Source organism: Desulfobacter sp. (assembly GCF_050177295.1).
In genome coordinates this window covers 16,661-28,653 of sequence record NZ_JBFXHE010000013.1, presented here as the reverse complement: position 1 = coordinate 28,653, position 11,993 = coordinate 16,661, and the positions used below count along the sequence as shown (strand labels likewise).

Sequence of the window (11,993 nt, the reverse complement as noted above, 5' to 3'; positions counted from 1 at the left end):
ACAAATGAGTCAATGGGGTCATTGGCCAGGGCAAAGGCTTCGGCACGGCCTAAAACAATACAGTTGGTGATGATCAGTCCCACAAAAATGGAGAGCTGTTTGGAGATGTCATAGAAATAGGCTTTAAGCACCTGGTCGGTGACGATCACCAGGGTGGAGATAATGGCCAGTTCCACAATGATCCGGATATTGGAGGGAATAATTTTTCTCATGGACGAGATAATCATGGACGAGCAGGCCGTCACCACGGTCAGGGCCAGGGCCATGACAATGGCCGTGGACATCTTCACGGTCACGGCCAGGGCCGAACAGATCCCGAGCACCTGGTAGGCCACCGGGTTCTGGGTCCACAGCCCCTTGATCAGGATGTCATAGTATTCACTTCTGGATTTAAGCTTCATGGTTCACCTTTTGAAAGTTTAATCGCCCGATGCGTTTGAGCTAGGGATACTGCCTGCATGCTTATCTTCGGCCTTCAATTGTTTCTGCCTGAAGGCAACAGATACGCCCTCGTACTTCATCAGGGTATTTTTAATGCCTTCGGACAGATACCTGCCTGTCAGGGTGGCCCCGGAGATGCCGTCCACATAATTGGGTTGTTCATTTTTAGGCAAATCTTCGGCCTTTCCCTTGGCAATGCCTATGGAGACAAATTTATTCTGGGAATTGAGGATTTTTTTGCCCTTGAAATTCTTCCGGAACCAGGCACTTTCGATCTCCCCGCCAAGCCCCGGGGTTTCAGAGTGGCTGAACACGGAAAAACCGGATACGGTCTGCCCGTCATTTTCAAAGGCCAGGTACCCCTGGATTTTTCCCCACAGCCCCCGGGTATTGATGGGCACGATATAGCCGGAAATGTCATTGAAATCATGGTCGTCCCGGCTGCCCGGTGCATGGATAAAATACAGATGCATGCCGTCTGGGTCTTCGGTTTCCATAACTCTGCCCTGGCGGTCCACCACAACCTCTTCAATACGTTCGTCATAAAGGGCGTTAATGGCGTCTTTCCCGGGTTTTTGCCCGGCATCCACAAGGCCTGCGGCCTGCAGCAGGTTCACTTTTTTGTCCAGGGCCATGTTCTCCTGCTGCCGGTCCTTAAGACCCGTTGCCGCCGCCGTAATCAAAAGGCTGCACACCACGGACAGGACAAGGGCAAAAAAGATCACATGGGCTTTTGAGTTTTTCTCAAACATTGGGAATCCTTTTTGACGATTTGTACTTGAGTACCAGGTGGTCCAGCAACGGCGCAAACACGTTCATGAACAGGATGGCCAGCATCACCCCTTCCATGAACGCAGGATTGCCCACCCGGATGATCACGGTTAAAAAACCAATGGCAGCCCCGAAAATCCAGCGGCCCGGGTTGGTGCCGGGCGCGGAGACCGGATCCGTGGCCATAAAGGTGATGCCGAACAAGAATCCGCCGGCACACAAATGGTAAAAGGGACCGGCATTGGACCAGGTATCCTGCCCCCCGGGGATCAGGTATACGATCATGCTGGTGATGACAAGTCCTGCAATACCGCCGATAATGATCCTGTAATTGGCAATGCGGGTCACCATGAGAATGGCGGCACCGATCAGGCAGCAGAGCCCAGAGGTTTCTCCCACGCTGCCCGGCACAAATCCTGTGAAAAGCTGCCCCAGGGAATACCCTGCATCACAAAGGGCTGCGGTGATGGACTGTCCCCCGGCGCCTGTCACGGAAAGCGCTGTGGCTCCGGTCACGCCGTCCACCAGATGTTTGCCTGCCACCCAGACATCCCCAGACATGGTGACCGGGTAGGAGAAAAACAGAAAGGCCCGTCCGGTCAGTGCCGGGTTAAGGATATTGCGGCCTGTACCACCAAACACCTCCTTGCCGATGACCACCCCGAAGGAGATGCCAAGCGCCACCTGCCACAAAGGGATGGTGGGGGGCAGGGTCAAGGGAAAAAGCAGTCCTGTGACAAGGAGCCCTTCGGAGATCTTATGGCCCCGCACCACTGCAAAAAGAAATTCCCAGGCAAATCCCACCACATAGGAGACAATGATCATGGGCAGCACATACCAGGTGCCCAAAAGAAAGCATCGGGTCACGGACCAGGATTCCCCGGCCCCGATACCGGCCTGGTATCCGGTGTTGTATATCCCGAAAAAGGTCACCGGCAAAAGCGCCAGGATCACGATGCTCATGTAGCGTTTCAGGTCCAGGTGATCCCGGACAAAGGGCATGACACGGGTTTTCGCCGAAGGCAGAAAGAAAAATGTTTTTGTGGCGTCCCAGACAGGCTCATATTTTTTATATTTCCCGTCCCCGGTAAACAAGGGCCTTGTATCATCAAAAAATTTTCTTAAGGGATTCTTCATTGTTTGTCCTTGTGATAGGCGTCCATGGCGTCCGAAAGGATCCGGGTCAGTTCAATCTTGGACGGGCAGGCAAATGAGCAAAGCCCGCATTTGCAGCAGTCCATGAGCCCAAGGGCCAATGCTTCTTCAAGTTCGCCCCCGTGAAGGGCCTTCATGATAAAGGCGGGCATAAGGTCATTGGGGCAGATGCGTTCGCAATAGGAGCAGTTGATGCAGGCCCGCGCTTCCCCGTGAAGGGTGCAGTCCATTTTTGCCGGCCCCCTGAAAAGGGAAGACAGAAATGTGGCGGAGACCGATGGCTTGTCAAGGCCGGGCCGGGCAAAACCGAACATCTGTTCCTCTGCACCGGCTTCAATGATATTGACCGTGTTTTCAAAAAAACCGATATGGGCATCCTTTTCCAGGAGCCGGCCGTTGAACCGGCCTGTGGTGACCATACTTTTTCCAGGTATTTCCCCGGCCAGGGCAGACAAGGGCATGCCCTGGCGGCCCCGCATATGGGGCAGCCGGTCCCCGGGCCGGGTAATGGTTACGATTTTTTCAACCGGATACCGGCCGGAAAGTAAAAACCGGCCCATCATGACCAGGTGATCCAGGCGGATGCACCAGGAACTGTTCTCCGTCGCCACTTGCCTGATCTGATAGAGTACGGCACCGGGGTGCCAGGCAGGATATATGTCCGGGGCTGTGTGGGTTATCTGGTCCGCCACTGAACAGTTCAGCTCCCGGATGCCTGCCAGGCTGCTTTCCCGGCATACCACGACAAGCCGGTGTGAAAACCGGCGCAAAACCGCCATACCCGCGTCAAAGGCATCAATGTTGTCTTTAAGGATGATGGCCGGACGCGGCGAAAAAAGATCATTGCCGTCCATGGCCACGATAATCATGGCAGGGGGATGATCGGGATCAGCGAAATCCAGGGCCGGAAACTGGCGAAGGCCCTGCCACAGACCCCCTTTTTTCAGGTGCGCCACAAGCTCATCCCCGGGCATGCCGGTGATGTCGTCCAAAGCAACCGGATCATATTCAATATACCCATCTTCGGACTCCGTTGCGACCACCACCTCCATAAGACGCCGCCGGGGCCCGTAAATAACCTTTTCCACCTGACCGGTTCCCGGGGATACATACTGTATGGTCGTATCCCGCTTATCTGTGAACAGGGCCTGGCCGGTTTTAACCCGCTGACCCTCTTTAACCAGCAATTTGGGCCGGATATGGGGGATGTCCCCGGCACAGCAGGCCAGACTGGACGGCAGGGCCAGGTGAACACAGCTCAGATCGGGCTGTTCGGCCACATTCAGGTCAAATCCCCGGGTAATTTTCAAGGTTTTCATTTAGTTATTCCATTTTTATTACTGGCAGTGAACAGAGTATAGAAAGTTATTTCCGGATGGACACCGATTATGGGTCCTCCCTCCTCTCTTTTTTTTAAATTTTAATTGTACCAGATATTTGAGTAAGATCAAACGGGCAAAAGCTACACTATTTTAAATTTAATACATGGTGGTTTATAATTCGTATGATCCATTTTAAATTAACATCAAACTGCAAACAAATTACCGCAATTACCCTGGTTTGTCCCTTGATTTTCCGGCATAGAAAGAATAGAAGAGAAATCTAATTTAAATGAAGATACAGGTAATAAAAAAAGGATGATAAAACATGGCTCAAAGAGATTTTGACAGCATACTCACCCAGGAATTTTTAGATGAGCTGTTGCCGCCTGAAAGAAGTGATCAGTTTTTTGATGCGCTGTACGGAGATGCCTCGGAAGGTGCTTATGACATCAGGCTGGAGCCTGTCAGTATTTCCGGCAGCCGGATTGTCCTTGCCTTTAACCTGCTGCGCCGGCCGGACAAATGCCTGGTGTGCAGCCTGACATACGGACTGCCCAATGTATTTACCCGGCACCCCCTGATTAATATCAAAGGGATGATTGAAAAAATCAAAGAAGCCGGGATTCCGGTAAAAAACTGGCGGTTAGGGGATACCGAGGAAAATTCTGCGTCTCTTCATATTATTCCTTTGTACATTGACCTGGATTGATCCGACACCCCGGACAAAACCGCTGAATCCAAAAAGAAAAGACCTTTTGCCGTATGATCATGCGGCAAAAGGTCTTTTTGTTTCAACAATAGATAATCAGGCTTTGGGAAGCTTTGGGAAGGACTTGTTCAGGGTTTTGTTCCACCCATCCAGTCTGGGTTTAATCTTCTTGAATACCGAACCCACATTGCCTTTGATGGTGATGCTTTCAATGGTATCTCCCTGGGTAATGCTGTTGACCACGTCCTGATCTGCTTGGCTGACAACTGCTCCGAATACCGTGTGCATACCGTCGAGATGGGGCGTGGGCACATGGGTGATAAAAAACTGGCTGCCGTTTGTCCCGGGACCGGCATTGGCCATTGACAGGATGCCGGGCTTGTCATGTTTGAGATCTTTTTTGAATTCATCTTCAAATTCATAGCCCGGGCCGCCCATGCCATTGCCGTAAGGGCAGCCGCCCTGGATCATAAAATCTGAAATCACACGGTGAAAGGTTAACCCGTTATAATATTCCCGTTTGGCAAGGTTTACAAAATTGCCCACAGTATACGGGGTCTTGTCTGCAAAAAGCGTCATGTTAATGGTGCCTTTTGACGTTTCCATAATTGCTGTCAGATCTGCCATGTTTTTCTCCTGAAGGTTAAAATTTCTCTGAAAATAATATAAAATCGCCGGATGTCATACATAAAAAAAGAAAAACCACCCAAGCAGGGGTTCCGGCAGCCGGGAGAACATTGCGCCACATTCATCATCCAATCAACGGATAACGCGTATTGAAGATTAACCGTATTTTTTATTTCCAGGATAGTGTGAAGATGATAAATAGCACCACAATGACATATCCACATGATAAAATTATCCACAAACTTTTAACTGATATTGAGGCCGAATCATGGAACGAATTCTGGTAATCATGGCATCCGGGGTTCTGGGCACCCTGTTTTTTTTCTGGTTTTCCCACAGCGTGAAGAAAAAGGCGTCTGTCAGGCAGTTTGTTGAATCCCATCTGTGGCTGATGCATCCCAACGCCATCTGCTACTGGCGTACGGCTCTTGCCTTCCTGGGGTTCTTTCTCTATTTCTTTTCGCCCTATCAATCTTTGTCCATTTTTATTTTTACATTTGCGGCGATTCTTGACGGGGTTGACGGCGTTGTGGCCCGGGGATGCAATCTGGTTTCCCGGTGGGGGGAGTGGCTGGACCCCTTGTGCGACAAGCTGACCTATCTGCCCACCATGATCGGGTTTGCCTATATCGGCATTTTGTCGCCCAGGCTTGTATGGATTCTTGTGGTGATAGAACTTGTGGGCCAGTTTTTTGCCCGCAGGGTACTGACCTGGCTCAAGGTATCCGGAGCGGCCAACAATTTCGGGAAAATCAAGGCCATTATCTGCTTTGCCCTGGTGATTCTGTGCGCCCTGATGGATGCCAATCCCGGGATGCTGAATATTGGTGACGGGGTGCTTGGGGCCTGTATTGTCCTTTCTGCGGCATCCATGATTTTCAAGTTTGTCCCCAACCGGCTTTATGCCGATATTCTGTCCATGCTTAATTTCATGTGCGGTGTTGCCAGCCTGATTCTGACCTATCATCACTGTTATGCCTGGGCCATCTGCGTGATCATCATGGGCCAGTTGTTTGACCTGTTTGACGGCCGCATGGCACTCAAACACGGAGGAACCAAATACGGTCCCTGGCTGGACGATATTGCCGATTTTGTTTCCTTCGGCCTGGCACCGGCCTATATGGTGATCATTAGAGGCGGAACCTTTGCCCTGTTTTTTGCCATGATTTATGTGGTCGGTGTGGCTTACCGTTTAGTGCGGTTTGTCACCAAAGACAAGAGCCGCACGGATCTGCCTGCCGGTATTTTCAACGGATTTCCAAGTCCTGCCGGCGCCCTGATCGTCCTCGGGGCATCCCTTGTGTCCGGTCCCATGCTGCTCTGGGCTTTCACTGCTATTTCCACAGCCCTGATGGTCAGCCATATCCGATTTGCCCATTTTGGCCGGGTGATTCTCAAACAGATCCCCAAACCCATTTTTTTCCTGATCTCCGCTGCCACCATTGTGGTTTTTGCTTATATCCTGAAAACCAAAAATATCCAGATGTTCGGGTATCTTATCCTGGCGTCCGTGGTTTTTTATCTGGCCGCAGGCCGACTCTGGGTAGAAAAAACCAATGTCCCGGGTACGCCCGGGTAACTTGCCTTGGACCTGTTGTGTCAAATCATAAGTGGTGCCTTATTTTTTCCGGCAGCGTCCCTTTTTCCCCTGCCTGGAAAATCGGCTATGCCGGAGTGGTTCCCGGGTGCGGCTTTCGGCGTTCCGGGTGACGATCTGTTTTTGCTTCTCCTTTGCCCGGGGATCTTTTTCCACAAACACGGGCACCATGGCAAAGGGGTCAATGCCGGTATAATACATCAGGGTGGAAAAGGTGGATGGTGTGGGCGTAAATATCTGGACCTGTTCCGGGGTGATGTGAAGTTCGTTTCTGGTAAATGCCTTAAGTTCATTCATCTCCCGGATGGTACAGCCGGGGTGGGCCGCGATCAGGTAATAGGTCAGGTATTGTTTTTTATTCAGCATATTGCAGATGCGGTCAAACCGGTGCTTGAACGCAACAAGGCTATCCGTGTCCGGCTTGCCCATGAGCGCCAGCACACCGGGCGCACAATGTTCCGGTGCCAGTTTCATCTGGCCGGAGACATGGCCGGATATTACCTGTTTTAAGTATGCCTGGCCCTTTTGTTTGTCCATGAGGATCAGGTCATGGCGGATGCCTGAGTTGAGAAATACCTTTTTAACACCGGCAAGGCGGCTGATTTCATTGAGCAGAGCCATCTGGGGGCCGTGATCCGGAGAAAGAGCGGGGCATGGGGTCGGGAACAGGCAGCGCCGGTGGGTACAGGCCCCCTTTTTCAATTTTTTTTCGCACTCAAACCCGTACATGTTGGCGGTGGGACCGCCCAGATCAAATATATATCCTTTAAAATCCATGTCCCGGGTCATTTTTTTCGCTTCGGCAATAATGGAATCAATGCTCCGCCACCTGACCGTCCGCCCCTGGTGAACGGTGATGGCGCAGAAATTACACTCCCCGTAGCACCCGTAATGGGTGGGAATGGAAAACCGGATGGTGTCCATGGCCCGGACATGGCCCAAGGCCCGGTAATACGGGTGAACATCCCGCTGAAAATCCAGATCGTGGATTTGATCCATCTCTTTGGTGGTGCTGAAAGGTGCCGGCGGATTCAGGACAAGAAACCGGTCCCCATGGGCCTGGCTTAAAGGGCGGGCAAGCATGGGGTCTGTATTGCCGTAAAAGGTTTTAAAACTTTGGATATAAAGCTCCTTGTCCCTGATGACCGCTTCATAGGCAGGCAGCTCTATGCCCTTGGGTGTTTTAGCGATATATCCCAGGCCCGGAATCTGTGTGACAGGGTCTTGTGTGTCTTCCGGCATTGTTTCCAGCCGGTTATCCGTTTTCAGCTGGTTATTGAGGGCCCGGGCCAGGTCCACGATACCGGCATGGGCCATGCCGAACAAAAGGTAGTCGGCCTTGGCATCAAACAGGATGGACCGTCGAATCTTATTGGACCAGAAATCATAGTGGGCAATACGCCGAAGACTTGCTTCAATGCCGCCCAGTACAATGGGTACGGTAGTTTTAAAAAATCGCCGTACAAGGTTGGTGTATACAATGACGGCCCGGTCAGGCCGCCGGGTGTTTTCTCCGCCAGGCGTGTAATCATCCTGTTTGCGCCGTTTTTTTGAGGCGGTGTAATTGGCCACCATGGAATCCACGGCCCCGCCGGTGATGCCCCAGAAAAGCCGGGGTTCGCCCAGACGGGAGATGTCCCGGCCGCTGTCCGTGTCCGGCTGGGCAATGATGCCCACGTTAAACCCGCTGTTTTCCAGAACCCGGCCGATCAGGCTGACCCCCATGAACGGGGAGTCGATGTATGTATCGCCGGTGACAAGAATTACATCAAGCCGGTCAACACCCCGGTCATCAAGTTCTTTTCGGGTGGTGGGTAAAAACATGGTCAGCGTTTTGGCGCCGGGCCTGGTGTATGGGTTACCCGGGCCATGGAAAAGACAATCCCCACCAGACTGAGCAGGGCGAAAATCATAAAGGCCGTGTGCATGGTTTTAAGAAATGTCGGGGCTGTGGCCGTGCTGACTTCAGCATCCCCCATGAACATACCCAGCAGCAGAGTGGTGATGGTCATGGCTGTGAGCATGCCGATACTGCGCATGGTGGCCACAAGACTGGAGGCAATGCCGTAATGTTTTGGTTCCACAGATCCCATGACCGTGGTCATGTTGGGTGTGGAAAATGCAGCAAATCCCAAACCCATGATCACCAGCGTCCCCAGCACCTGCCAGGTTTCGGCATCCTGGCCGAGAAAGGCGGCAAACCCAAGCCCTGCCGCGCAGATGATCATGCCGGCCGTGGATAATTTGGACGCGGAAATTCTGTCTGAAAGCGTGCCTGACAAAGGTGAAAGCACCGCCTGAATTACCGGCTGGACAATGAGCACAAAACCCGTGGTCTGGGCGGACATGCCTTTGACCACCTGCAGGTATAAAGAGAAGAAAAATGTAAGCCCGAATGAGGCGGCATAGTTGATCCATGTGGCAATGTTGCTGAAAGCCAGGACCCGGTTTCCCAACAGCAGGCGGATATCCAGAATGGGGGCGGGGTGCCTGTATTCAAAAACGGAAAAACCAGCCATGAAAAGCATGCCTGCGCCCATCAGTCCCAGTGCCCAGGTATTGCGTTCAAGGTGGGACACCCCGACGATCAGACAAGAGATCGCTGCCATATAAATGACGCTGCCCACCCGGTCAAAGGATTCCCCTTCAGCGCCTTTCCACTCCCCCTTAAGCTGGGTCAGGGTCAGGATCAGGGCCGCCAAGGCAAGGGGGACAGCCGCAAAAAAAATCCACTGCCAGCCCAGCCAGGCGATCATAAGTCCGGCCAGGGTGGGGCCGGCGGACAGTCCCAGGTAGACACAGGCCACAATGATGCCCATGGCTTTGCCTCGTTTTTCCTTTGGCACCACAGAAGAGAGAATGGCCACGGAAGTAGAGACCGTACATGACACGCCAATACCCTGCAGAAACCGGATGGCAATGAAAATGCCGATGGACGGGGAAAAGGGCAGCAGGATCGTGGCAAGGGCAAATAGGGCCACACCTGACACAAATATTTTTTTTCTTCCGGTGATGTCGGCCAACCGGCCTAGGGGAAGAAGAAACAGGGTAACGGCCAGCATATAAACCATTTCCACCAGGGCCAGGGAGACGGCACTGGCGCCATAGAACCGGCCAATGGTGGGAAGGGCCACACCAACCGCAGACATCATGAACGGTGCCAGAAACTGGACTGCACTGACAATAAATATGGTGTGGCCGGTGGAAATTCTGGACCGGGGCTTGTTAGTGCTGCTGTTCATGCTCCCCCCGCCTGGCATTGTCAATCATCCGGTTCATTATTGATTTATCAATTATTGATCCGTCAGTATAAGAAACGGGCCCGGGAAGTCAAGGATATATGAACGAACTGCTTGCGGCTTTTATATTTCCTCATCACTTTCCGATTGGTCCGCTTCCCTGACCAGGGAGATTTCCACACGCCGATTGGCTTCCCTGCCCAGAAAATGCGTGTTATCCCCAATGGGACGGTACTGGCCAAAGCCTTCGATATTGATCCGTTCCGGCGCCACCCGGCAGTCAATCAAGAATCTGGCAACACTCATGGCCCTTGCAGCGGACAGCTCCCAGTTGGAGGGGAACTGGGCCGTATGAATGGGGGTATTGTCCGTATGTCCGGCAACAATGATTCTGTATCCGGGTTCTGTTATGAAAAATGAGGCCAGATCCTTTAATGCAGGCTTGATGTAGTCCAGCAGGCTGGCCTGGCCGGAAGAAAAACTGATGTCTTCGCCCAGGATCAGAACGAGTCTGTTTTTTGCCACTTTAACGGAGTAATTTGAAATATTTGATTTTTCCATGACCTGGTGCAGCCGGTCTTCAATGGTGAGAAGATCCAGATCGGATTCGCGCACTTTTTTCACTGATTTGGCCGGTGTTTTAACAGGTTCAACGGTCTGGTCTACCACAGTGGCAACCTGATTGATTTTTAATGCCTGGGGCATATGGGCCTGGTTGCTGTAAAGCATGATAAAAAAAGCCAGGATCAGGGTCATGATATCCAGCATGGCCCACAGACCGGGATCTTCGGGTTCACATCCCTCCAGAAGGCTTTGGCGTTTCAGGCGCAGCCGAGTTAAGTCCGAGATTTCAAGCTCAGATATCAGGTTTTCCGGGGTTATCATGGATATCAGCCTGCCATGTGTTCGTGTTTTTCAGGGTTGGGTTGAAGCCGGGGCAGTCTCATGGGCCGTGCCTGGGGTTTTCTGCCCACGGTCCAGTCATCCTGCAAATAATCGCCAATGCAGTATCTTAAACGGTACCCGACGGCCTTGGCATTGGTTTTGTCCGCGATATCCAAAACCCCTTCAATGATCAATGCCAATTCCATGGCGTCATGTTTGGTTTTTTCCGCCAGTTTTTTGGCAATGGGAAGAAAAATGACATTGGCATACAGCAGTCCGTAAAAGGTGGTCAAAAGGGCGGTGGCCACCCCGTTTCCGATCAGTTCCGGAGACCCCATATTGCTCAATACATTGATCAGGCCGATGATGGTGCCCACAAAACCAAATACCGGCATTAATTTAATAAAGGTATTAATCAGGTCTGCCTGGGAGCGCCGGGCCTGGAGGAAGTTGTCTTGTCTGCGTTCAAGGGTTTTAAAAATCGTATATCTGTCAAATCCGTCCGCAACCATTTCAATGCCCATTTTCAGAAATGAATTGTCAATGGTCGCAGATTTTTCATCCAGCACAAGATTCCCGTCCCGCCGCCGGATTGCGGCCAGCACTTCGATCTGTTTTATGAGGGCGTTCAGATCGGTCTTGTCTCCGGAAAATGCTTTGCGGATGTTGACGAAAAGATCTGAAAACAAACCAAGGGGATACGACATCAGAGCGCAGACAGATGCCCCGGTAAGGATAATCAAGTTGCTTTTGATGTTCAAAACAATGGACGATAGTTCGGATACGGTTCCTGACAGCAGAATAAACACTGCAATACCTGCGGCCGGAAGTATTTTCTGGAGCATGGGTTTCTCCCTGTTAAGTAGTAAAAAAACAGACTGCACAGCTATACCATAGACATAAACCATAAGCACAAACCATGCCTTCAAAAATTATGTTTTCTTTGCGATACCTTAACTTTTTTCGTGCAAAGAAACGTGCAAAAAGATAGGAAGGATTTTCCTGGTCATTCAGGTGGTTTTTGCCGACAGGTTTTCATTAAAAGGAATTGGATGGTAAACTTTCGGATATTGGCCCAGTCTTTCTGAGGATGGCATAGACTAAGGACGAGGTCTCGCTGGTAAAGGCGTTTTACCGGTTGGCCTCTCGTTTGAAGAAGGCATTTCCAGCTCTGAAAATCATGGTCCTTTTGGATGGGCTTTATACGAAGGGGCCTGTGGCAGAAATGCGTATGATCTGAATATTTC

General features: G+C 51.5%; 11 protein-coding genes. 2 read left to right on the top strand and 9 right to left on the bottom strand.

The annotated features are described in order from the left end of the window. The 4 genes from AB7U36_RS02350 to AB7U36_RS02335 all read right to left on the bottom strand — a co-directional run. Positions 1-401: Rnf-Nqr domain containing protein (locus AB7U36_RS02350; protein ID WP_428158201.1), on the bottom strand; the 401-nt coding region annotated here is incomplete at its 3' end. An 18-nt stretch (positions 402-419) separates the two neighbouring features. Continuing rightward, positions 420-1,193: an FMN-binding protein gene (locus tag AB7U36_RS02345; protein WP_428158200.1), complete on the bottom strand. Its 774-nt coding sequence runs from the start codon at positions 1,191-1,193 to the stop codon at positions 420-422. Continuing rightward, positions 1,186-2,349 (bottom strand): NADH:ubiquinone reductase (Na(+)-transporting) subunit B, encoded by a 1,164-nt coding sequence (locus AB7U36_RS02340; RefSeq protein ID WP_428158199.1) that lies wholly within the window; start codon positions 2,347-2,349, stop codon positions 1,186-1,188. The genes AB7U36_RS02345 and AB7U36_RS02340 overlap by 8 nt, the downstream gene beginning before the upstream one ends. Next, positions 2,346-3,686, bottom strand: a complete 1,341-nt coding sequence (locus AB7U36_RS02335) for a 4Fe-4S dicluster domain-containing protein (protein ID WP_428158198.1) — start codon at positions 3,684-3,686, stop codon at positions 2,346-2,348. The genes AB7U36_RS02340 and AB7U36_RS02335 overlap by 4 nt, the downstream gene beginning before the upstream one ends. 328 nt (positions 3,687-4,014) lie before the next feature. On the opposite strand from AB7U36_RS02335, the gene AB7U36_RS02330 reads away from it, so the two are divergent. After that, positions 4,015-4,398, top strand: coding sequence for a pancreas/duodenum homeobox protein 1 (locus AB7U36_RS02330; protein WP_428158197.1), 384 nt, complete (start codon positions 4,015-4,017; stop codon positions 4,396-4,398). Positions 4,399-4,494: 96 nt separating this feature from the next. Here AB7U36_RS02330 and AB7U36_RS02325 read toward each other — a convergent pair whose 3' ends face one another. Beyond that, positions 4,495-5,025 (bottom strand): peptidylprolyl isomerase, encoded by a 531-nt coding sequence (locus AB7U36_RS02325; protein WP_428158196.1) that lies wholly within the window; start codon positions 5,023-5,025, stop codon positions 4,495-4,497. Positions 5,026-5,293: 268 nt separating this feature from the next. Between AB7U36_RS02325 and AB7U36_RS02320 the strand changes: the two genes are divergently transcribed. Continuing rightward, positions 5,294-6,604, top strand: a complete 1,311-nt coding sequence (locus tag AB7U36_RS02320) for a CDP-alcohol phosphatidyltransferase family protein (protein ID WP_428158195.1) — start codon at positions 5,294-5,296, stop codon at positions 6,602-6,604. 39 nt (positions 6,605-6,643) lie between these two features. Here the strand turns inward: AB7U36_RS02320 and AB7U36_RS02315 are convergent, their stop codons facing one another. The 4 genes from AB7U36_RS02315 to AB7U36_RS02300 all read right to left on the bottom strand — a co-directional run bounded on the left by AB7U36_RS02315 (position 6,644) and on the right by AB7U36_RS02300 (position 11,591). Then, positions 6,644-8,446 carry a YgiQ family radical SAM protein gene (locus AB7U36_RS02315; protein ID WP_428158194.1) on the bottom strand — a complete coding sequence of 601 codons (1,803 nt, stop codon included), beginning with the start codon at positions 8,444-8,446 and terminating at the stop codon, positions 6,644-6,646. A gap of 2 nt (positions 8,447-8,448) precedes the next feature. Beyond that, complete coding sequence (locus AB7U36_RS02310) at positions 8,449-9,864, bottom strand: MFS transporter (RefSeq protein ID WP_428158193.1); 1,416 nt, start codon at positions 9,862-9,864, stop codon at positions 8,449-8,451. A gap of 120 nt (positions 9,865-9,984) precedes the next feature. Next, complete coding sequence (locus AB7U36_RS02305; protein WP_428158192.1) at positions 9,985-10,746, bottom strand: OmpA/MotB family protein; 762 nt, start codon at positions 10,744-10,746, stop codon at positions 9,985-9,987. A gap of 5 nt (positions 10,747-10,751) precedes the next feature. Then, entirely contained in the window at positions 10,752-11,591 is an 840-nt protein-coding gene (locus AB7U36_RS02300) for a motility protein A (protein WP_428158191.1), read from the bottom strand. Positions 11,592-11,993 lie beyond the last annotated feature (402 nt).